Below are 24,432 nucleotides of genomic sequence, written 5' to 3' on the forward strand. Positions count from 1 at the left end.
CGCAAGAGCAATACCACCAGCACCGAAAGTTCAGCCAACTGCAATCGCAAGAGCAATACCACCAGCACCGAAAGTTCAGCCAACTGCGATCGCAACAGCAATACCACCAGCACCGAAAGTTCAGCCAACTGCGATCGCAACAGCAATACCACCAGCACCGAAAGTTCAGCCAACTGCGATCGCAAGAGCAATACCACTAGTACCGAAAGTTCAGCCAACTGCGATCGCAAAAGCAACTATACCACTAGCACCGAAAGTTCAGCCAACTGCGATCGCAAGAGCAATACCACCAGCACCCAAACCTAAAAAAATAGCAGTAGCGCCTAAGACTACACCACCGTCAGCCCTACCCCGAAAAACAGCGCTTGCACCTGCTATTACATCACCAGTACCCAATCCTAAGAACTTAGGCCAGTCGAGAACACTCTCAAGTGGGCGAACACCTATAGCTCGTTCATCTCAGAAAAAAGGTGCAGCAAGCTTGCTGGGTGGTACTTTGAGTGTATCTAGTCGGAATTTTAGCGGTAATTATCTGGCAGCCTTACCTAATTCCAACCGAGAGAACCAAGCTCGTTCTGGTATTGATGCTAGCAGTCAAGATATAGATATCACTTCTTACTTAAACCAACTAAAGCAACAAGTCAAGCAACAGTGGCTACCAGAAGTGAGCCAGTCTTCTCGGCGAACAGTGCTTAACTTCACTATTAACCGTTCCGGGCAAGTAAGCAATCTCCAACTCGCACAAACCTCTGGATTCGGCGTCACGGATCAAGCGGCGCTCAACGCTATACAGCGATCTGCACCCTTTGCACCTTTGCCCACAGGATATACCAGTAACCACATCCATATTCAATTTACATTTGATATCAATGTCTATGGGCAGCTAGATTTATCGGGGGACGGTGGCTAATATCATGTGCGAATGATTACTTATGGATATAAGTTCTGGAAACACTACTCAGAAAACTGCATAAAAAAACTTAACTGGATCTATTAAGTCATTGAAAGGTTTTAAATCCACAATCTGGAATGCTGTTGCTTGCGTTTGTAGTTAAGTATCTATAAAGAGACAGGCTCACTAGTAGTTCAGCTTGAAGTATATATTAAAGAGAAAAAAGGCTTGATATGCAAAAGCAAATTTTGAGTTTAGCGATCGCATTACCGACGATATTATTCACTGCCTTACCCACTTTAGCAAATCCCATACAACCTATTACACCCAAAGTTGGTAATTTACAACCAGTTTTGCTACAAGTTCCTGCAATTCAGAATCAACTCAGGAACCCAGGGGATGATCAATCTCCGGGGCCAACCGGTAGTAGCACGCCGCTAAAAGGCCCTGGGCCCAAACCTCCTCGCAAAGATATCTTGTTGCAAAATTTGGGTACAGGTTTACAAAATACGATCAATTCTCGCTCCGTAAATCTGAACATAGAGAACCCCGTTCTTGGTCGCTAATCTTAGGGTTAGTTTTGAGGTAATCGTTTAGCAAACTACAACTGCGAATCAGGAGATTGTCTAAATCTTGGGTTTGCAGTTCTGTGCTAAGAAGACGCCAAAGTTTAGCTGTACCATCAAAACTGGCAGAAGCCAAAAATTTCCCATCAGGGCTAAAACTGACGCTTAATACTGCATCAGTATGACCTGGAAGAGTTTTGAGTTCTCTACCATCACGGTTCCAAAGTTTGATGCTTCCATCACCGCTAGCTGAGGCGATCATCTTGCCATCAGGACTAAAGCTGACGCTGTAGACGCCATCAGTATGTCCGGTAAGAGTTTGTAGTAAAGCTCCATTGCTGACTTGCCAAAGTTTGATAGTTTTATCAGCACTAGCGGAGGCGAGAACTTGACCATCAGGACTAAAACTGATAGCGTTGACAGCGTTACTATGTCCTGGCAGAGTATATAGTAACTTGCCATCCTTAACTCTCCAAAGCAAAACTTTGTTATCTCTACCAGCTGAGGCCAGTACTTGACCATCAGGGCTGAAACGAACGCTCAAAACTTCAGCCGAATGTCCTTGGAGAGTTTTAATTAAAGCTTTTTTTTGAATATTCCAAAGTTTAATGGTCATATCAGCACTGGCGCTTGCCAGAATTTGACTATTAGGGCTAAAACTGAGACTATTGACTTCTCGGCGATGCCCTTGGAGGGTTTTAATCATATAGCCGTCACGAGTCCGCCAAAGTTTAATGTAATAGTCTTGACTAGCTGAGGCTAATGTCTCGCCATCAGGACTGAAGGCTAAACTGTAGACATCAGCACTGTGTCCATAAACTGAAGTACTATGACCTTCCAAGGTTTGGCGCAAAGTTCCGTCACGCTGCCAAAGTTTAATAGTAGTGTCTTCACTGGCGGTGGCTAAAGTTTGCCCATCGGGGCTAAAACTCACACTATAAAGTTTACCTTGATGTCCTGTGAGAGTTTTGAATAGAGGATCATCTCGCTGCCAAAGTCTAACAGTTTTATCAGCGCCAGCCGAAACTAAAGTCTGGTCATCTGAGCTAAAACTGGCGCTGTAGACTGCAATACTATGTCCTAGTAAAGTTTGGCGTAAAGAGCCATCCTTAGAACTCCAAAGTTTGATTGTGCTATCAGCGCTGGTAGAAGCTAGGGTTTGACCATCATGACTAAAGTTGACGCTGAGAACCTCTGCATTGTGCGCTGCAATAATTCTCAGTAAGCTGCCGTCTCTACGCCACAGTCTCACGGTTTTATCTTCACTGGCTGAAGCTAGAGTTTGACCATCGGGGCTAAAAGCAACACTGGAAACTCCGGCACTATGCCCTTGTAGGGTTTTTTGCAACAACCCATCACTAACACTCCAAAGTTTAACAGTCTTATCTGCACTAGCGATCGCCAAAATTTCACCATCAGGGCTAACACTTACACTATTAACAAAATCTTTATATCCGCTAAAAGTTCTCAGCAAATGACCATCGCTAACTTTCCAAATTTTAGCAGTGCGATCGGCGCTACCAGTGGCGATTATCTCACCGTTGCCAGACCAAGATAAGCTCAGAACTTCCGCAGTATGACCGTTTAGTGTTCTAATTAAAGTACCGTCGCTAGTTCTCCACAGCTTAACGGTATGATCAAAACTAGCAGTAGCAATCATTTGACCATCTGGGCTAAAACTAACACTCCGCACTGTAGCAGTATGCCCTGTTAATGTTCGTAGCTTTGTGCCATCACGTTCCCAAAGTATGGCTGTTTTGTCATTACCAGCCGATACAATTGTTTTGCCGTCAGGACTGAAACTCACGCTCAATACTTCAGCGCTATGCCCTTCCAAGCGGTTGCGCTCTTGGGTTCCAGAAATTACTTGTTGTAAAACACTCAGAGTCTGAGTTTGCAGATCGGCTGGTGCGCCAAGAGTGTTTTTTAGCTGTTTACCTGCTTTGACACTGGCAATCAGTGCTTCTAACTGCTGATGTGATAAAAGATTAGCTTGAGATGAGGCATTTAATGCTTCAATTTCTCGCAATTGGGCTGCTTGGGATTTCCAATAGGCTAAAGAGCCGAAACAGATAGCCGCTAATCCCAAAACACTGAGTGCAACTACAGCTTTTTGGGCTTGCTTGAGTCTGGTTTTCTCTTGTAGTTGCTGTTGTTTTCTTTGTATTAAACAAGCTTCAATAAACCGTTGCACATCAGCTGAAAGTTCGTCAGTATATTTGATATAAATATCTTCTGCCTCAGCTAGTCGCACTCCTTGCAACAAGAAATCAGCTTGCTGACTACGTTGTAGCCACAATTGGGAAGCCTGCTCAATTTGCCTTTGTTTTCGCAAGCGATCGCGGTTTTCCTCTAACCACCAGCGTAAAGTTGACCAATGACGGATGAGGATTTCATGGGCAACTTCTACTGTTATGGGGGAAGGGGAGTAGGGGAGTAGGGGAGCAGGGGAGGCAGGGGAGGCAGGGGAGGCAGGGGGAGAAATTTTTTCTTGTTCTCCTTGTCTACTTTGTCCTTTTGTTACTTCTTCTTCTTCTAAATTCATCACCACTAACTTGGCAGCAGTTAAGGTGTTGAGGGTTTTTTCTACCAATGCGGCGGGATATTTTTTGACTATCAACTCTGATTTATGTACCCGCCTGCGAGTATCTTCTGTACCTTCACCTAGTTGTGTCAAAGATAAAAAAATCCATTTAGCACACTCCCGCATTTGGGGATCTAAACTTTCGTAAACAGCCTGAGACGATCGCTCTAATGCTCCTTTAATTCCGCCTAGTTGCTCTTGATAGGTTTGTAAAGTCAACTCACCAGCAACTCGATATTGCCATAATTGCTCTAAAACAAATTCCAGTAACGGTAAATCTCCTGGTGAGTGATTTAGCTCCCGCAACAATACTTCCACCAGTTCTGGTTCTACTTTTAACCCGACTTGTTGAGCCGGGTTAAGAATCACCCGCCGATAATCATCCAAACTTAGCTTCGGTGGAACTAACACGCTCAAATCTTGCAAAGCTTTAGCCAGCGCTGGTACTTCTAAACAGGAGGCAATAAAGTCTGCCCGTAAAGTAATAATTAATTTGAAGCGATCGCCAGCATATTGCACCGCTCCCAGCAATAATTCTAAAAATAGCTCTCTGTCTGGGGTTGGAGCCAGAGTAAAGAGTTCCTCAAACTGATCTACCACTAGCACCACAACTCGATGGGGTTGATTGCGTATCCAGTAAACAAATCCCTCTATCCCTTGGTGAAATATTCCCTCTAACAAGAGATGGAAAGATGAAGAAGAATAATTCTCCCCCTGCTCCCTCATCTCCCCCTGCTCCCCCTGCCCCCCCTGCCCCCCTACTCCCCCCAGCCGCCGCGCTAAAGCTTCAAGAGGATTTGCTCCTGGACGAATGCTTCTAATCCACCATTGTTCGCTACTGGGTATTTGTTTTCCCAATCGCAGTTGGGGAATTACACCAGCTTGCACAATTGAAGATTTGCCGCTTCCAGAAGCACCGATGACGGCTAGAAAGGAGCGATCGCGTAGTTGATGAATTAACTGCTGAGTTAAAGCTTCTCTACCGTAAAAATACTGGCTATCATCTTCATAAAAAGCACTTAAACCCATGTAAGGGCATACTCCCAGATCCAATCCTGTGGTTGATTCTGGTGTGTTTGGGTAAGTTTTTGCTTGGAGAATTTCTATAATGCCTTGTGTACCTGATAGCCAGATGTAAAGAGGCACACCACTACCCGCCAAGAATAATTGTAGTTGAGCGATCGCTCCGGCGGCTGAGAGTCCATCTGTATGCTTTGCCGCCATCAAAGTGTCAAGAAATTTTTGGGCGAAGCGTTCGGGTGCGTCAACAGGTGAGGCGTAGGCTATTAAACATTGTCCTTGGTGGGAGTCAATTTGTAAATCTTCTACCCAATCTTGCAAAGATGTATTAGCTACAGGACAATCAAGGATGATAATTTGTTGAGCTGTACACAGGCGTAGCTGTTGTTTAAACCAGGAACGCTTGATGCGGATATTTTCTCCCAGCAATAACCATTCGCCGGCGTCGGTTTCTTCAATTCGTCCCCGCAGATAAAGCAGAATAACTTCTGATACTGGTTGTTGTAAATGACGAGCGATCGCTTCTTTGATCTGATCAGCAGATACTTTTGTTGCTGGTAAATACTCTAGTGTAAAACCCCCAGCACTTCCGAGAAATTTGCTAATATCTAATGTTGTTTTACTAACTGATAATCCCTCTACTACTATTCCGATCCGGCGATGCACCCCAGGAGTTGCCTTGGTTAATCCTTTGCCTACAATTAATTCTCCAACTCCCTCAACAATTCGTTTAGGAGTTTGCAACGGATATTCTCGAAAAAGTTTAGTTTCTCCTTTGGCTCTTTTCTGCTGATTAATCAGCCGCAATTGTTGATTACTTTTATCTATATATTGGAGAGTTTGATGATATACATATCGATACAAACTATCTACATAAATTAAGCCTTGGCTATCTGCTGCCTCACCTTGCAACCCTCTTATTAAATAATAAGTAAATACCCCGTGTCCCAATTCGGGAAACTCCCAAGATTGCTGGTTATTATCACAGGAAAGCAAAGCATAAAAACCTTTACTTTTAGCAGCACACTGTTGTAATACTTCAACCAGTTTTGGTGTAGCATTCAGCAATGGTTCTATTGTTGCACCTCTGAGTGTCATCCCGCCACTATGACAAGCATCTAGCCAAACAAGCTGATTTTGCACTCCACTATTACCTAACAATAGCAAAAGTTCTTGTAAAGCTAAAGCTGTGTTTTGAAGATCGGATTTTTGAGTATCTGCCAAACACAAAAATGCTTGCTGCGTGTTTGGTTCTACAATCCCATGTCCAGAAAAATAAAATAAAATAGTATCGATAGGTTGAGCCACAGTCGTAATTTGCCGGAGACTGGCACGGATGTTTTCTAAAGATGGTGGTTGCGGTGCAAAATCATGGTATATTTTGACCTCAGTTTGGGTAAATTGTGCGGCTGCATCTACCAATGCTTCTGCTAAACTTTGACAATCTACTGTTGAATAACTCAGACTGGGTAATCCATCATCTTGATATTGATTGACTCCCACCAACATTAGCCACAGCTTAGGAGTTGCAGTTTGTTTGACTGAAGTTGAGCGATTTGTGATCCCAATTGGTGACATTATAGTAGTCCTAAATGAGTTGTAAACAAGATATATACTGTTGCAACTTAGGAAAATCAAAAAGACTTCTCAAAGGTTGGGGGAATCAGATTACCAGTAAAGTAACCATTGACCATCGCAAAACAACCCATGACCTTGCAGAGTTATTCTTTCATCGTCAGGAGAAATGTAAGTAGTTGGTGCAATCTGATGAAGTGTATGTCCACTGTGCAAGATAATTTCACCAACTTGGTAACGATGAAAAGTTTTGGTTCTAAATCGTTTAAGAATGTCTACATCACCTGCGATCGCTTGACTATAATCATTTATATAGTTAAAATCCCAAACATTTAACCCACCGCCACTTTTAGGCAGTTTAATTGGTAAAGTAAAGGATATTGTGTTTATAGTATCGAGTTTACTTTCATTCCATTTAAGGTTTCGGTATTGTAAATCGAAGTGTGTAGTAGCATTTGGTTTAGTGATCAGATTAGAATCTTGCCAAATATGAAAACCAGGCAGCGCTGCATCTGGTTTATACATTACAGGGTTTATAAGCGTCTGCTCTAAATATTCTTTGATTAACTTATAAAGCCAACCTAAGTGTAGTTCTAGAAGTAGATTATATTCATAAGCTATAATATAATAATCCCTAGAAAAAGTGGGTTTATTTAAGAATTCTAAGTAACTAGCTGTACCTAAAGTATAGAAAAATTTTGGAGAATTTCCTCGTTTTATCCACAATTCTTTTAAACTATGAATTACAGAACAAATATCATTACACTGTTCAAACGTCACAATTTGTTCTGAGAAAATTTCATTACTCGAATCTGTATACCAACTAATACTATTTTCTGTAATATTTTTTGTAAGCAAAGCTAATAGCGAATCTGTTATTTTACCATCTGCCCGAATATCATATCCATCGTATCCGGGCATTGGATTAACTTCTAAACACCAGTACTCTAGCTCGTTAGTAACTTTAAAATCCCAACCTGCAAACTTTAACCCCAACGCAGCAGTTGCATTAATAATTTTTTGGTGTAAAGCTTCTGGTAACTCCCACTCAATATACTCAGCTTCTTCATGAAAATTGCGATAGTCTACCTGTGGACATTTTATTAATTCTGCGTGAACTCTATTACCCACTACATGCGCGCGCACATCAGCACCCTTTATATATCTTTGCAAATGAACTGGACCAGCGTCTGGGTGAAAATCGAGAAACTCCTCTGATTTTACCAGTCTACTATCGGCACGAATACCCGATGTTGTCTTAACAATAGTTAATCCAGCTTTAGCAAACTCAGCTAAAACTTCTGGATTGGAACTAGTAACGCTATCAGCAACTTGAAAACCTAAAGATTGGAGATGAAATTCATGAAGCGGTTTTGAAAAATTATTGGCACCAGCACCAGGACGATTAATTACGTTACCGGGAATATATTCTAGCCAACAGCAAAGTGCAGCAAGAAGACTTTTCCATCGCATCGCATCTTGTACATCTGATTGTACGGTTGAAAGGTCAATCAAGCGACAATAATAAGAACCATGAGGATTTAAGATGTACTTCTGGCTAGAACAATTTATCCAACTTTGATTATCATCGGGTAATGCTAGCCTCCAATCTCCATTTTGAATCACTTCGCGTAAATTAATTACTTGAACTTCGACACCACGAGATTCAGCATAGTTAACAAAATGACAAAAAGTGCGATCTGAATCGAGACCAATTGCATAAATCATGAGAAAATATTCTCCAAAAGTGTGGGTGCAAAATCTGACCAAACAAACTCTATTTCTTCCAGCGATGGATAAGGATTAATCCGAGCAATATTGGCACTCTCTAGGTTGCTATCAATACTCCAAGTTACAGTGCCAAATACCAAATCTAAATTTCTCAGCAGCGAAATACTTTTTTCCTCTAGCTGCAAATGTTCTAGAGATGTATTGGTGCAACGCCATGCTTTATCTTCTAAAACAACAACAATTTCATATTCAAGGTTAGCCGAAACCCAACTTGCGCGAAATGGCCCTACCCCTTCAGGGATTTCTGGATACGCAGCAGTATTATAAGTAGTTAAATCTTGGAGATACCATTGTTTATCAAATAATGCTTGTGGTGATGGTGGAACTTGCGAAGAGAATACTTCTAGATTGCTAGTATAACCAGCCTTTAATTTAGTCAAGTTAGAAGAATATGATAAATTACCCCAAAGACTGTTTGCAGTTGGACGATTAATTACTGGTGATTTAGATAATGTCATCGCTGCCCATAAAGTAGCAAGACACTCATCATAAATAAAAGAATCGTCAAAACTAGTGCGAATGGGCATCTGTGGCGGAATTCGTAAAATAACTGGGATTTCTGGTGTAATATATGGTTTTTCAGAAGTAACACTGATAGAAAAGATTCTTGCAGCATTGCAAACATCTAAAACTGCACTCGTATAACCTTTTTGTCTAACCAATTCATTAACTGCTTTACAAAAAATGTCATCACTCGAACCAATAATTAATAAATCCATAATATTTAGTCCAGATTTTTTCTCATCGGAGGTTTAGATTCCCGACTTCTTGAAGAAATCGGGAATCTATTTTTTCACAATCTCTATTGTTTAGAAAATTGGCTTGTTAACTTTAATTAAAGTTTTAGGACGGGCATTTCGTAGTACAGGAATTTTCAGTTGCTCTGCTGGTAAAACAACTGGATTCACTCTATCTATAAGACCACCCCCACAGTTGCCACTTTCGCAAGTCTCTTTACTATCCTTACCTTTATCACTAGAATCTTTGCCTTTATCGCTCGATTCTTTTGTTTTACCACCGTCAGTTTGTAAGATACTATTCAATGGTCGTTGGTTCAAATTATGAAGAGTATCACGACGGGCAGAATTGCTAATAAAAGGCTTATTAGATACGCTAGAGCTATGAGAATTTGCTAAATTTGGGATAGATTCAGCTTTAGCTACAGTACTAATAATTGAACTAGCAATTGCTAAACCCATTACTAATGCTAAACGTGTAGAAGTTGAACTTGTAATCTTCATTCTGATTCTCCTTAAAATTGATTTATTGCTTTTCTGACTGTGAGTGGATTTGTCAAAAGTATCCGGCTACTAGTCTGTCAAGCTAGTAATGAAGGGTTTGTAGTAAACACAAACCATGCTTAGAAAATAAGGACTAAAGAAAACTCAGATTAGAGTTTTCAATTTTCACCTTTCACTTAGTCGATAGGTTTGCTTTGATATTTTTATGCAGGCTTTGGGAAAATTTTTGAGAATTTTATCAAAATTATTTTTTGGGAATAATTCAATTTGAGTGGAAACAAAAAACCCCACAGAAGTGAGGTTTAATACTTGATTTTTACCGTTAACGGGACTTAAATATTTTTGAGGGGAGAAACAAGCCTCAAACCCATGCAGAGGAAGGAAAATGCACCAAATGCTCAAATATAATCCTCACCCCTTGTAGTAAAGTTTGTGTAGGTATCGTTTAATGCTTTCAGTCTTCCTATAGGTTGGGTTCCAATTTTTTATGCATCCTCGGCAAAGCATCATTGAAATCTTTTCAACTTTTGTGCAATTTGATGCCGATCGCTTCAGTCGTTGGGCGACGGAATCAAGGTTACGTCGCAGTATCCAAAGTTGTCTCAACCCCACGCCCCAAGAAACTTCCGAACATTTTTGGGCTTTATATTGGTATAAATTTTGGCTCATTCCTGAAACGAAGCTACTGGCTAAACAGCATCTGGCAGCTTACTTGCAAGAATCCTGTTATTGGGCATCTCAAAAAACAGTTAACAGTTTTGCGAGTACTCAGTACAAGCTATCAGACTGTTTTCAAATTGCGATCGCTCAAGTTGATAAAGTCCTCAAAGGATTTAATCCAGATCAAGGCTTTATTTTAAAAAACTACGCTAGTGCCATCTTTAGCAGTGCTATTCGGGAAAATTTACGCCAAAATCGTGAAATTGATATTTGTACAGATTGGGGACTATTACGAAAAATCACTAAAAAGTTTTTGGTAGAGTCTTTACAAAATGCAGGCTTATTGCCAGAGGATATTAATGCTTATGTCCTAGCTTGGAACTGTTTCAAAACTTTATATATTCCAACACAAAAAGGTACTTCTCGCCAAATTGCTCAACCAGACAATGAGATTTGGCAGGCGATCACCAAAGCTTATAATTCACAAAGTAGTCAGCAAGTCAATTCCCAAACCTTAGAAAAATGGCTTTTAACTGCTGCTAAAGCCGCACGTCGCTATCGTTATTTTAGGGTTGACTCTCTCAATATCCCTAAAGGTGGCGATGATTCGTGGGAGTGGCTTGATAATATTCCAGGAACACAACAAGAATCTCTAATTAATCAAATTCTTGCCCAAGAAGAAGAACAAACAAGAAACTTTCAACAAACTGAGATTAACAAAGTTTTAGTGGCTGCGATCGCTCAACTTGAACTGCAAGTACAAGAAATTTTGCAACTTTATTATGCTCAAGAACTAACTCAAGACAAAATTGCTAAACAATTACAAATACAGCAATATACTGTCTCACGGCGACTAAAAAAAGCCCAAGAAACTTTGTTACGCTTTTTAGCTAATTGGAGTAAAGATAGTTTGCATATTTCCGTCACCTCAGACCTACTCAAGATTATAAACACACTAATGGAAGAATGGTTGAAAAATTACTATAGCAATCCTATTTAAGTTGTGAAAACTATCAAACCGCCTTTCCTTCTCTTAGAGAGGCTACGCCAACGGAACGCTACGCGTAGCTTGCTTCCCATAGGGGTACGCGCCGCGTCTCCAAGAGTTGCCGCCAAGAGCGGCGTCGTAAAGCCTGCGGCATAGCTTCTCTACGAGAGGCTGCGCCTTAAGCGTTGGCGCAGCCTCTCGTAGAGAAGGGCGAAGCCGAGATGCTCAGTACAAGTGCCCAATCCCCAAGAGCAACCGCCATGACTATTGACACCACTGTATTTACTTTCGCTAGTTCAACAGATCTGGTTTTAGAAATCCCTATAATTACCCAAAACCAAGCGGATTTGGACAGTCAAGCTTTTTCTAATCCTAATTCTCGCTATCAAGCTTATATTAATCAACTTTGCCTGGGTGCTATCTTACTATGGTTGCAAGAAGACTGGACACCACAGACAAAGGTTTGGCCCACTACCACTGCTCTACCTAGTTTCTGGGAACTGGTTAATGGAATTGCACTCACTCTTGATGCAATCAGATTAGTCTTGATTCCTAGCGAGGCAATTGATTTAAGTGAATTGCGAGTACCCCAAGAATGGGTGGATATTCCTAGTTGGGTAGGTGATTATTATTTAGCTGTGCAAGTCGAACCAGACGAAGGCTATGTTAGGATTTGGGGTTATTGTAGCCATGAAAAACTTAAAAATCAAGGCAGTTATGATGCTAGCGATCGCACTTATTCCTTGGATGCTACTGATATAATCAACGATATCAACGTTTTGGTGATGGCGCGTCAATTATGTCCAGAAGAACCCACCCGTAGCGCCATTGAAGAGATTCCGAGCTTATTGCCACAACAGGCACAAAATTTAATTGCCCGTCTGGGAAACCCGGAAATACTTACGCCCCGACAAGAAATCCCTTTTCAATTGTGGGGTGGATTAATTCAACATAGCGGTTGGCGACAAAACTTATATCAACGACGCTTAGGATTACCAGAACAGTGGTCAGTTCTCCAATGGTTGCAAAGCGGTGTTTCTCAAGTTGCTAAGGCTGTCGGTTGGGGAAGCTTTGATTTACAACTGAGTGCTGCTGGGGCGCGGGGTGCGGATGACACACAACTAAGTACTATTCTCTCCCGTCGGTTGGCGATCGCAAGTCAAATTTATGAGCTTTTAATTATACCACAAGGTGAGCCAGATGCAACTATTTGGCGTTTTGAATTACGTAACGCCGCCGTCGGTGCAGCTATTCCCGGTGGTTTTAAACTCCGATTACTTACCGAAGATTTACAGCCTTTTCCCAATAACGAAGATGTCGCCACAACGACTGTAGAACAACTCTACATAGAAGTTGCCTTAGAAGCAGGAGAAAACATAGTCTGGGAAATAGAACCTTTTCCGGACAACTATGACCGGGAAATACTCAAGTTGTGAACTACTTATAGTAGCTATAAAGCTGAACTATGAGCTTCTGTAATTGTAGAGCGACAGAATTATTTGATCATATCTTGCTTGGTCTGTCCAAGTGGCCGCCCTTTCCCACTGAGGCTTAATGCTCCTGGAGACGGCAACCAGCAATACCCGCTCTCTAATGAAGGGAGCGGTACAGTGTCCGCTTCCGATAGTAAGCCAGTCCGCATCATACATCATGCTTTTCAGTAGGTTATTGCTTGAATTCTCTTGCTCGTTGAAGGAGGGGAATTTCAATAATAAACTCAGTACCAACTCCTGGTTGCGAAATGCATTCTAAAGAACCTCCATGTCTTTGTGTGATAATTTGGTGACTAATAGCCAGCCCCATCCCCGTACCTTGTCCAACAAGCTTGGTTGTAAAAAAAGGATTAAATATTTGTTTTAAAGTATCGAATGGTATTCCTAATCCATTATCAGCAATGCGAATTGTGACTTGATCTGGTTTTAATAATTGGGTGCGGATATAAATTCGAGGATTATCCATTAAATTGCATTTTTTTGTTGTCCACCGACCTTTAACGACTGAATCTTCTAAAGCATCGATGGCATTGACTAAAATATTCAGGAATACCTGGTTTAACTGCCCAGCATAACATTCAACCAAAGGGAGGTCAACGTATTCTTTGATCAACTCAATTTGTGGACGTTCTCCAGTAGAGTTGAGGCGGCTTTGGACGAGCATCAATGTACTATCAATTCCCTCATGTATATTAACTGCTTTCATGGAAGCTTCATCTAAGCGTGAAAAAGTCCGCAGAGAAAGAACAATATCTCGAATTCGCTCTGCTCCAATCATCATCGATTTGAATAATTTTGGGAAGTCTGATCTTAAAAAATCTAGTTCGATCAGGTTTGTAAACTCCTCAATTACTTTGATTGATTGGGGATAATGTTTTTGGTAGATGTCTAATAATGAAAACAAATTTTCGGTGTATTCATTAGCCGATTTGAGGTTGCCGTAGATAAAGCTAACTGGGTTGTTAATTTCATGAGCAATTCCAGCTACTAATTGCTCTAAACTGAGCATTTTCTCATTTTGAATTAACTGAGCTTGAGCTTGCTGTAAGTCTTTAAGAGCTGTGATAAGTTCTTCTTTTTGGTTTTGAGTTTGTTTGAGTAATTCTGCTTGCTGTAATGCTATACCTAGTTGAGAAGCAATTTGGCTAAGTACATACACTTCATCTGTTTGCCATTGTCGAGGTGCATCATTTTGGTAAACTGCTAGCAGTCCCCAAAGTCGTTGGCTTTGGTAAATAGCAGCAATCACATAAGCTCTTGCCTGCAATTGCTCTAAAATTTTGAGGTAGCATTTATTAAAGCCAGCACTGTAAATATCGTGACAAACACGATATGGTTCATTTTTAGCAAAGCCCCCTCCCTGTGTATGTTGTAAGTAAGTATCAATAATTGGAGGAATAGATAAACTTTTCAAGTTACATTCACTGATATTTTCTACTAATTCTGGTTGAGGTACTTGCTGCTCAATTAGAGGCAACCACCCTTGTGCTAAGGATTCAGAGACAAATGTTCCGCTCCAATCTGGATTGAAACGATATAAAATCACGCGGTCAGAGCTGAACAGTTGCCTGATTTCTTGAGTGGTTGTCTGGAAAATATATTCTAAGTCAAGAGACTGACGAATTTTTTCAACAGTGATCGCAACTAGTCTTTGAGATTCCGCTGCTTTAAGTGCTTCTATTTCTACTAATTCCACAGGCTGGAAACTGGCTCTTTCTAAGTATTTTGGGGGTTGTAATGCCATTTGTAATACTCATTTAAGATAATTAACCACCAGTCTAGTATAAGATTGAAAAATAATCGTTAAATACTACTTAATTTTTTCGTGAACAAATAAGAGTCTATTTATAAAGTAAATCCAAAGGCAAGTAGAAGGGATTTTTGCAATGATAAGATACCCCACATACAGTGTATTTACATACTTATTCATGAAGCGAATGCTCCAGAACGAGTACTAGCTGCTTACGCTTTAGTGGAATTGCTAGAGGAGTTTAATCAATACCATCGTCTTAGCAAAGATTATGAGCGTCTACCAGAAATGAGTGAAATAGCCATATATGCTGTCATGACTCGTATCATGCTGCGTCGTCTTGTAGCCTAAAGATTTACTTTATAAATGGTCTCTCATCGAAAAAATTGATCAACTCTTCCTATTTTAATTGCCAAAACTGAAATTAAAATAACCAAATATTATACCACAAAATATTTATGCAAGAGTTCTAATCTACCCTTTTAGTCAAATAATTCGTCGCTCTACAACAAGAGATTGTGAAAACAATCTGTTCCTCCACCATCTCTTATTTCATCAAACTTATTCTGATTACGCAAACAGCGAGTAATTATTCTGATCATGAGAATTGCTGTATAGTTTGAGGTATGCCAGATCATACTCTTAAGAGTTGCTCTATGATTGTTCCACCTGGTATTGCCATCCAAGGCAAGATATACGAAAGTTCTAATTCTCTAGTGTATCGGGGCATCAGAGACGATGGACTACCGATCGTTGCAAAAATACTTAAGCAAGATTATCCCTCTCCTGAAGAACTAACCCGCTACAGACAGGAATATGAAATCACCCGTTCCCTCACAGTGGAAGGAGTTGTCAAAGCATACAGTCAGCAGGACTATCAACGCACTCTTGTCATTCTCTTAGAAGATTTTGGCGGTGAGTCCCTAGAGCAATGGATGCATAAGCGCCCAGATATTTTCTGCCCTATGCCCTTATCCACTTTTCTACGTCTTGCCATCACTCTTTGCGATATTCTGAGCAGAGTACATGCAGCCAATGTTATTCATAAAGATATCAATCCTGGAAACATCGTCCTCAATCCAGATACCGGCGTTGTCAAAATTATTGACTTCGGGATTGCCACCCAATTCAATCGCACAAATCCGACTTTCAAGAGCCACTATGTTTTAGAAGGGACACTTGCTTACTTATCTCCAGAGCAAACCGGGCGTATGAACCGTTTACTCGATTACCGCACCGATTTTTACTCGCTTGGTGTGACGTTCTACGAACTGCTAACCGGACATCTGCCGTTTCCCAACACAGACATACTTGAGCTAGTCCATTGTCATATTGCTAAACAGCCTGTTGAGCCTAATGAAATAAATGCAACGATTCCCAAACCAGTTTCAGATATCATTCTGAAACTAATGGCCAAAAATGCGGAGGATCGCTATCAGAGTGCTTGGGGAATTAAAGCAGATTTAAAAAACTGTGCGGATCAATTAGAAAAAATCGGTCAAATTGATAGCATTCAACTAGCTCTTCAAGATGTTTGCGATCAGTTTCAAATTCCCCAAAAACTGTATGGAAGGGACAAGGAAGTTGCAATGTTACTCGCGGCGTTTGTTCGCGTAGCGTGTCCGGAGGACAATCGCGTTGCTTCTTTACAAAACAATTCAGAAACGACTTCAGAAAGAACACAAACTGGCAATCCAAGATTCCAAGTCGAGATGATGTTGGTATCTGGCTATGCTGGAATTGGAAAATCAGCGTTAGTGCAGGAAATCTATAAACCAATCACCCAAAAGCGCGGTTATTTTATCTCTGGTAAATTTGATCAATTTCAACGCAATATTCCCTACAGCGCGATCGCGGATGCCCTGCAAAAATTGGTGCAGCAACTACTCGGTGAATCAGACGAGCAAGTGCAACAGTGGCGATCGCGACTTCTAACAGCTTTGGGAACCAACGGACAAATCATTATTGACGTGATCCCGGAAGTTGAATTGATTGTTGGCAAGCAACCGCCTGTACCGGAAGTTGGGGCAACTGAAGCTCAAAATCGTTTTCATCGAATCTTTGGGCAGTTTGTGCGGGTGTTTTGTTCAAAGTCACATCCCCTGGTGATCTTCTTAGATGATTTGCAGTGGATAGACTCAGCCACGCTGAAGTTAATCGAGTTAATGCTGCTTGATGAGCAAGCCCAATCCTTATTTATGATTGGAGCCTATCGAGATAATGAAGTGAATCCAACGCATCCATTAGCATTAACGCTACAGAGACTGCGAAAACAAGGAGCAGTGCTTCGGGAGATGATCCTGACACCTTTAACGCTTGAGCCGTTGAGTCAGTTGATTGCCGAGACGCTACATCAGAATGCAGACAGCGTTCGTTCCTTAGCTGAGTTGGTGTTGCGTAAAACTGAGGGCAATCCCTTCTTTGTCAGTGAATTTTTGAGAATGCTGTATAGCGAAAACCTTTTGACCTTTAATGCTGAACACTTAAGCTGGCAGTGGAACATTGCTCAGATTCAAGCTCAAAATATCACTGATAATGTTGTGGAGTTGATGCTTCACAAGTTGAAGAAACTGCCAGATGTCACACAGCAAATTCTCCGATTAGCGGCTTGCGTTGGTGCTGAATTTAATTTATATACCTTATCGATTGTTTGTGATCAATCACCTAAAACAATTTTTCTAGATTTGCTGGCAGCCATCCAAGGTGGATTAATACAACCCCTCTCGGAATTAGACGAGAACTTGTTAGTTGAAGAATATAAGTTTTTGCATGATCGCGTGCAGCAAGCCGCCTACTCCTTAATCGATGAGTCGCAAAAACAAATTGTTCATCTCCAAATCGGTCACAATCTACTAGAGAAAACTTTACCGGAGCGAATATCAGACAGGCTGTTTGAAATTGTCGATCATCTTAATCATGGGATTGAGCTTGTCACCAATCAAGCAGAACGTAATGAAATTGCTCGATTAAATTTAATTGCAGCTCAGAAAGCAAAAACAGCGATCGCCCATAGGATGGCGAAAAAATATTTAGCTACAGGAAGAGAATGGCTCTCAGATTCTAGCTGGCAAACAAACCATCACCTGACCTTAGATTTATATTCAGAAACAACAGAAGTAGCATATTTGTGTGGTGATTTTGAGCAGGTAGAATATTGGGTGGCGATCGTTCTACAATCAGCCAAAACGGTTCTCGACACCGTAAAAGTTTACGAAGTCAAAATTCAAACCGACATCGCACAGAACCAGCGATTGAAAGCGATCGATACAGCATTGCAAGTTTTGCAGCAACTGGGGATCGGTTTCCCTGAAAAGCCCAGTCAATCAGATATTCACCTTGAACTAAAGGCGATCGCATCACTCATCGGCTCAAAGCCAATTGAGGACTTGAGCCATTTGCCCCAAATGACAGAGCCAGACAAGTTAGCAGCGATGCGAATTCTATCAAGCATCACGGTTCCTGCCTATATTGTGGCTCCTGATTTGATGCCTCTACTTGCATCTAAACAGGTCAACTTGTCCATCCAGTATGGTAATGCGTTTGCCTCTCCCTTTGCCTATGCCTTATGTGGATTAATTCTTTGTGGAATGGTCGGAAACATCGAGTCTGGCTATCAGTTTGGACAGCTTGCTTTAAGGCAGTTGTCACAGCCGAATACCCATTCCCTCAGAGCCAGGACATTGATGTTTGTAAATATCTTCATCATCCATCGGAAAGAACATCTTAGAAAAATATTGCAGCCATTACTAGAAGCCTATCAAAGTGGATTAGAAACTGGGGATTTTGAGTTTGCTGCTTATTGCGCTCATACTTACTGCCTCCAATCCTTTGTCGTTGGAAAGGAACTCTTGGAGGTTGAACGGGAGATGAGAACATTCAGTGAAGCAATCCGTCAATTTAAACAGGAAGCAGTACTCAATTGGGCTGAAATATTTCAGCAGTCTATCTTAAATTTGAGGGAATGCCCGGTCAATCCAACCAGTTTAATTGGCAAATCTAACAATCAGGACAATACACTTATACAAGACGAACAAGATGGATTTGCAATCTTTTTAGTGTATTTCAACAAACTTCTTGTCTGCTATCTATTTTCTAAGTACGATCAGGCAGTTGAAAACTCAGCTAGAGCGGAAAGTTATTTACTCCAAGTAAGAGCGACACCCTCTGTTCCTTTGTACTACCTGTATGACTCTCTGGCAAGGCTTGCGGTATACCCTGGAAGCAATAATCAAGTGCAAGAGGAAATCCTCAAAAAAGTTGCGGTTAACCAGGAGACAATAAAAGAGTGGGCATGTTATGCACCCATGAATTATTTACATAAATATCATTTGGTGCAAGCAGAGATTGCACGAGTTTTAGGTCAGTTGCTTGAGGCAGAAGAATTCTATGAACAAGCTATTCAAGGAGCCAGGGAAAATGGATATATTCAAGAAGAAGCGTTAGCTTATGAATTGGCTGCAAAACATTATTTGGTGCGAGGTAGAGAAAAGTTTGCCCAAACCTACATGAAAGAAGCTCACTACTGCTATGAACGTTGGGGAGCATCTGCAAAGGTCAAAGATTTAGAGACTCACTATCCGCAGCTATTTCTTCAGCCATTGGGTATGACTTATACGCCAATCCATACAACTTCTGGAACCACCTCTAATAACTCAGAGATCACTTTCGATTTAGCAGCAGTACTAAAAGCATCCCAAGCAATTTCCAGTGAAATGGAACTGGATCAATTGCTCAGTTCTTTAATGAAAATCTTAATTGAGAATGCTGGCGCACAAACAGGATTTCTGATTTTGGAAAACTCAGGAGAATGGGCGATTGAAGCTTCTTGTGAACTCAATGATCCTGAGAATATCTGTGCTACACAAGTACTGCAATCTATCCCACCAGCAAATCGATTGCCTGAATCAATTATTAATTATGTGATTCGGACTCATGAATCTGTGATCTTAAATGATGCCACTTGTGAAGGTAATTTTGTCAATGAGCCATACATTCAACACAACCAAACTCAATCAATCCTCTGTTTGCCGCTGCTGAATCAAGGTAAGCTCGTGGGCGTATTGTATCTAGAAAATCAATTAGCAACTGGAGCATTTACACCAGAGCGAGTCTCCTTTGGAGACGCTACGCGAACGCAAGTTTTGCATCTGTTATCGACCCAGGCAGCCATTGCAATCGAAAATGCCAAACTATACTCAAAGCTACGGAAGAGCGAAAGTCGGATGGCTCAATTTCTAGAAGCTGTGCCAGTCGGAATTGGAGTGGTAGATGCGCTGGGTCGCCCTTGCTATGTCAATCAACAGGCAATTCAGCTATTGGGTAAAGGGATTGTTCCTGCCGCAACACCGGATCAACTTGCAGAGGTTTATCAACTTTATCTGGCAGGAACGGCTCAACCATATCCAATTGAGAACCTGCCGATGATGCGGGCATTGAGCGGTGAACGTACTAGAATTGACGATTTAGAAATTCACCAAAACAATGTAATCATTCCAGTTGAAGGGTGGGGAACTCCAATTTTTGATGAACAGGGCAATGTGATTTATGCAATCGCAGCTTTTCAAGAGATCACAGAGCGCAAACAAGCAGAGCAGCTATTAGCCAATTACAACCGCACCTTAGAGCAACAGGTGGCTCAAAGGACGGCGGCTTTACAGAAAAGCGAAGCAGCACTGCGCCAGCAAGAACAGGAATTACGATTGATCACCGACGCTCTCCCCGCTTGTATCTATTATATAGATACAGATCAGCGCTATCGATTTGCCAACCAAACCTATGAGGACTGGTTTGGCTGTAGTCGAGATGAAATTCTGGGTAAGCAGGTTCGTGAAGTCATGAGTGAGATCGCTTATCAAATTATTGAACCGTACATTGATCGAGCGCTAGCAGGACAGATTATAACCTATGAGGCAGAAATCCCTTTGCCGTTGGGCAAAAAGTATATTGCTGTCACCTCCATCCCCGATTTTGATCTCAATGCTCAGGTGAGAGGATACTATGGTCTGATTACAGATATTAGCGATCGCAAACGGGCTGAGGAAACCTCAATTCTAGAAGAACGCAACCGGATGGCGCGAGAAATTCACGACACACTAGCCCAAGCTTTTACCAGCATCATTGTTCACTTAGATGCTGCCTCCCAGCGCCTCACCCTCGATCCAGATGCCGCCCAGTCCCACCTGAAAACAGGGCGGATCTTGGCACGTTCCGGGCTTGCCGATGCCCGTCGATCAGTGGAGGCACTCCGGCCGCAGATTTTAGAACAAGGGGATTTGCATAGCGCCCTTGATCGATTCATAACTCAGATGTTTTCCATGACACACGTTCAGGTAGTTTGCATTATGATCGGTGAACCTTATGCTTTACCGAACGAGGTTGAAGCGAATCTGCTTCGCATTGGGCAAGAAGCTTTAACCAACGCATTTAAGTATGCGAATGCCAGCGAAATTCGGGTTGAGTTGCGGTATGAGCGATGTCTGCGGCGAGCGGAGCCATCGCAGTGCGTCTTGCAGATCAAAGACAATGGGCAAGGATTTGAAAGCGGCAGTCTGTCACTCAATAGGGGCTTTGGGTTACTCGGAATGACCGAACGCGCCCAACGGATTGGGGCAGAATTGACGATTCAGAGCCACCTGGGACAAGGGACAGAAATCGTAGTCAGAGTAGAAACGCCATGACGCACCCGCACCGCTCATCCCCTACACCAGGCTCCTTTGTTATCCGCATCTTGATCAGTGATGATCATCCGTTTATGCGAGAAGGTCTAGCAGCTGTACTCGACTATAAACCAGATATGACCGTGGTTGGACAAGCCTGCAATGGGCACGAAGCAATAGAATTGTTCCGCCAACATCAACCCGATGTGACGTTGATGGATTTGCGGATGCCTGAGTTGAGTGGAGTTGAAGCGATCGCTACCATTTGCGCTGAGTTTGCCGACGCTCGGATCATTGTCCTAACGACCTACGACGGGGATGAAGACATCTATCGGGGACTGCGAGCGGGGGCAAAGGGCTATGTCTTAAAGGACGCAGAACCGGATGAACTACTGGCAGCAATTCGAGCAGTTCACAGCGGTCAAAAGTACATCCCCCCTGCTGTGGGCGCAAAACTGGCAGAGCGGATGCAGAGTCCAGAACTGAGCGATCGCGAGTTGCAGGTGCTGCGCCTGATGGCAACGGGCAAGAGTAACTTAGAGATTAGCACTGCTTTGTTGATCGCTGAGGGAACGGTCAAATTCCATGTGAAAAATATTTTGAGCAAACTGGGAGTGAGCGATCGGACTCAAGCGATGATTGTTGCGCTCAAGCGCGGTATTATTACACTTTAAGAATTGAACTGCATATTTTGGACAATGAAGGCAATAAAGATGATTTGATTGCATTTATGCTGGATCGAAACCTGCCTGTTGATGAGATTGAAGCAGCAAACATTGCAGATGAAATATTTGCGAATCCTCCAATCCAAGGATTTTTAACAATTTCCAATGCTTTGCAATGGCGGCTTCAATATGGAAGAGTCATTGAGCGTGCTGGGCAAGAAGCAGGTGTAGTTGCTGTTTATAGGGCAATCTTATGATTCAGATTCCTGCAAAGCTGAAAGCGGAGTACGGAGACTTTCAAACTCCATCAGAGTTAGCTGAAAAAATTTGCCATAAACTACTAGAGCTTGATGTAATTCCTGATGTAATTGTTGAGCCTACTTGTGGTATTGGCAACTTTATTCAAGCTGCCGCAAATTCGTTTCCATTGGCAAGTAAAATCATTGGATTGGAAATAAATCAAGACTATATACAAGAGATTAGCAAAAATAATCAGCTTTTAAACGATCAAAGAATCCGAGTTCAGCAAGGAAATTTTTTTGAGTTTGATTGGTCATTATTAAGTGATGAGTTTAATGGAAAAATATTGGTACTAGGAAACTTTCCTTGGGTTACTAACTCTCAACAAGGTTTAATAGGTGGCGAAAATTTGCCCCAGAAAAATAATTTTCAGAATCACAAAGGTTTAGAGGCAATCACAGGCAAGAGCAATTTTGATATTTCTGAGTGGATGTTAATTCATTCAATTCAGTGGTTGCAAAAGCATGAAGCTTATCTGGCAATGCTATGCAAAACTTCTGTTTCAAGAAAATTATTGAATTACATTCATTCCCAAAGTTTAAATCTTGCTTACTGTGCAACTTACAAAATAGATGCCAAAAAATATTTTAATGCAACTGTTGATGCTTGTTTTCTATTTTGCAAATTTGACTTCAATTCGCAAAACTATTTTTGTGATGTATTTAATAGTTTTAACTCCAATAATTATTACCGAATAGGCTATCGTAGCAATACTCAAATTAAAGATGTAATATCTTTCGATAAGCTACAGGATTTACATAATCCGAAGATGGGATTAAAATGGCGATCTGGCATTAAGCATGATTCTTCTGTTGTCATGGAACTCTCTAAAGTTAATGATATTTTTACCAATGGACTAGGAGAAGTTGTTGATATTGAGGAGACTTATCTGTTTCCTTTGGCTAAGGGTTCTGATGTTGCTCAGAATCGGATAAAAAGCCTTAATCGATATGTTTTAGTTACTCAAAAATGTATTGGTGAAACAACTGAGTATATCAGAGACTTAGATCCTAAAACTTGGGAATATTTAGAGACTCATTCAGAATATTTAGATAGTAGAAAAAGCAAAATTTATAAAAAGAGTTTCCGTTTTTCTATATTTGGAGTTGGCTCATACACATTCGCTCCCTGGAAGATTGCAATTTGTGGACTTTATAAAAAACTAGATTTTAGGCTGGTTGGAAAAATGGATGGTAAAGCTATTGTCTTTGATGATACTGTCTATTTTCTAAGTTTTGATGACGAACAAGTTGCTAGCCAAATATTTGCACTTTTGACTTCTACACCAGCAATAGAGTTCTACTCTTCTCTAATTTTTTGGGATGAAAAGCGTCCAATTAAGTCTAGTATCTTGAACACCTTAAATTTGTCTGCTTTAGCAAAAAGACTATCCATAGATTTGTAATAATTTTTATTATTACAAATCCTTGACTGCACTTTCCGGCAATTTTATCAAATACCTGCTCTTAAGGATAGGTTGTTTCTAGCCTTAAGAGTAAGTTATTTGCTACCCTTATTGTTAGCCTAAAAACTTACCGTGGGGGATGCGACAAGTAGCAGCAATTTCTATATTCTCAGAATCAAGAAACGATATTCAATTTCTTACTGTTCTTTCCAGCATTTTCATCGTTAAGATGCTATCCACAGACCGCATAAAACAACAATGAGTCAGACAAGCGATAGCAACAGGTTGCTCATGCCTATTTCAGAACACGATCGCACCCAAGGAACAATCGATGCATCAGTCGTTTTAGTGGAATACGGTGACTATCAATGTCTTTCCTGTAGTGAGGTTCACAGGATGATTCAAGAGATTCAGCAACAAATCCAATTGTGCTTTGTATTCTGCCATTTCCCGCGCATACATCTTCATCCCCAAGCACAAAAGGCAGCAGAAGCAGCAGAAGCCGCTGCTGCACAAAATAAGTTTTGGCAGATGCATAATCTTTTATTTGCAAATCAATCCGCACTTGACGACGGCTATCTTCTAGAGTATGCCAATGAGATACAACTTGACGTTGATCAATTCCTTCGGGATATGACAGACCATGTTCATGCTGAACGGGTCACTCAAAACATGCAAGGTGGTATACAAAGTGGTGTCAGTAGTACGCCAGCTTTATTCATCAACGGAGTTCGCTACAGGGATGCCTGGGGTATAGAGAGACTACTCGCAGCGATTCTCTAGGGAAATGACTACGCCAACGCGTCAGCTAGAAATTCTGAATCTATTTAATAGGTGTGGGATATC

Annotated in this window: 13 protein-coding genes and 2 pseudogenes; 10 read left to right on the forward strand and 5 right to left on the reverse strand. The window is 41.3% G+C overall.

The features are described 5' to 3' along the window. On the forward strand, positions 1-910 hold a 910-nt coding region (locus V7K48_RS12005; RefSeq protein ID WP_335072656.1), incomplete at its 5' end, for a TonB family protein. A 215-nt stretch (positions 911-1,125) separates the two neighbouring features. After that, positions 1,126-1,458 carry a hypothetical protein gene (locus V7K48_RS12010; protein WP_335072658.1) on the forward strand — a complete coding sequence of 111 codons (333 nt, stop codon included), beginning with the start codon at positions 1,126-1,128 and terminating at the stop codon, positions 1,456-1,458. Here V7K48_RS12010 and V7K48_RS12015 read toward each other — a convergent pair. The 4 genes from V7K48_RS12015 to V7K48_RS12030 form a co-directional block, all read right to left on the reverse strand. After that, positions 1,406-6,640: an nSTAND1 domain-containing NTPase gene (locus V7K48_RS12015; protein WP_335072660.1), complete on the reverse strand. Its 5,235-nt coding sequence runs from the start codon at positions 6,638-6,640 to the stop codon at positions 1,406-1,408. The two genes, V7K48_RS12010 and V7K48_RS12015, sit on opposite strands and share 53 nt — an antisense overlap. A gap of 90 nt (positions 6,641-6,730) precedes the next feature. Continuing rightward, the gene (locus V7K48_RS12020; RefSeq protein ID WP_335072662.1) at positions 6,731-8,365 is read right to left on the reverse strand and encodes an ATP-grasp domain-containing protein; all 1,635 of its coding nucleotides are present in this window, start codon (positions 8,363-8,365) and stop codon (positions 6,731-6,733) included. Next, positions 8,362-9,147 (reverse strand): hypothetical protein, encoded by a 786-nt coding sequence (locus V7K48_RS12025; protein ID WP_335072663.1) that lies wholly within the window; start codon positions 9,145-9,147, stop codon positions 8,362-8,364. The genes V7K48_RS12020 and V7K48_RS12025 overlap by 4 nt, the downstream gene beginning before the upstream one ends. A 90-nt stretch (positions 9,148-9,237) precedes the next feature. Beyond that, complete coding sequence (locus V7K48_RS12030) at positions 9,238-9,669, reverse strand: hypothetical protein (protein WP_335072665.1); 432 nt, start codon at positions 9,667-9,669, stop codon at positions 9,238-9,240. Positions 9,670-10,156: 487 nt separating this feature from the next. Between V7K48_RS12030 and V7K48_RS12035 the strand changes: the two genes are divergently transcribed. Further along, complete coding sequence (locus V7K48_RS12035) at positions 10,157-11,329, forward strand: sigma-70 family RNA polymerase sigma factor (RefSeq protein WP_335072667.1); 1,173 nt, start codon at positions 10,157-10,159, stop codon at positions 11,327-11,329. Between the two features lie 248 nt (positions 11,330-11,577). Then, a complete protein-coding gene (locus tag V7K48_RS12040) occupies positions 11,578-12,753 on the forward strand; it encodes a DUF1822 family protein (RefSeq protein WP_335072836.1) in 1,176 nt (391 codons plus the stop codon). Between the two features lie 229 nt (positions 12,754-12,982). Here V7K48_RS12040 and V7K48_RS12045 read toward each other — a convergent pair whose 3' ends face one another. Next, entirely contained in the window at positions 12,983-14,554 is a 1,572-nt protein-coding gene (locus V7K48_RS12045; RefSeq protein WP_335072669.1) for a GAF domain-containing sensor histidine kinase, read from the reverse strand. A gap of 174 nt (positions 14,555-14,728) precedes the next feature. On the opposite strand from V7K48_RS12045, the pseudogene V7K48_RS12050 reads away from it, so the two are divergent. The 6 genes and pseudogenes from V7K48_RS12050 to V7K48_RS12075 form a co-directional block, all read left to right on the forward strand. Further along, positions 14,729-14,911: pseudogene (locus V7K48_RS12050) on the forward strand (transposase); the annotation flags it as partial. A gap of 305 nt (positions 14,912-15,216) precedes the next feature. Continuing rightward, positions 15,217-21,237 (forward strand): AAA family ATPase, encoded by a 6,021-nt coding sequence (locus V7K48_RS12055; RefSeq protein WP_335072671.1) that lies wholly within the window; start codon positions 15,217-15,219, stop codon positions 21,235-21,237. After that, positions 21,234-21,890, forward strand: a complete 657-nt coding sequence (locus V7K48_RS12060; RefSeq protein WP_335072673.1) for a response regulator transcription factor — start codon at positions 21,234-21,236, stop codon at positions 21,888-21,890. Before V7K48_RS12055 ends, V7K48_RS12060 begins: the two co-directional genes overlap by 4 nt. 11 nt (positions 21,891-21,901) lie before the next feature. Further along, positions 21,902-22,138 (forward strand): annotated as a pseudogene (locus V7K48_RS12065) (restriction endonuclease); the annotation flags it as partial. Then, the gene (locus V7K48_RS12070; RefSeq protein WP_335072675.1) at positions 22,135-23,586 is read left to right on the forward strand and encodes a class I SAM-dependent methyltransferase; all 1,452 of its coding nucleotides are present in this window, start codon (positions 22,135-22,137) and stop codon (positions 23,584-23,586) included. The pseudogene V7K48_RS12065 and the gene V7K48_RS12070, both read left to right, overlap by 4 nt. Positions 23,587-23,877: 291 nt before the next feature. Continuing rightward, entirely contained in the window at positions 23,878-24,369 is a 492-nt protein-coding gene (locus V7K48_RS12075; RefSeq protein WP_335072676.1) for a DsbA family protein, read from the forward strand. Positions 24,370-24,432 lie beyond the last annotated feature (63 nt).

This window comes from Nostoc sp. (assembly GCF_036919615.1).
Taxonomy (GTDB): domain Bacteria; phylum Cyanobacteriota; class Cyanobacteriia; order Cyanobacteriales; family Nostocaceae; genus Nostoc.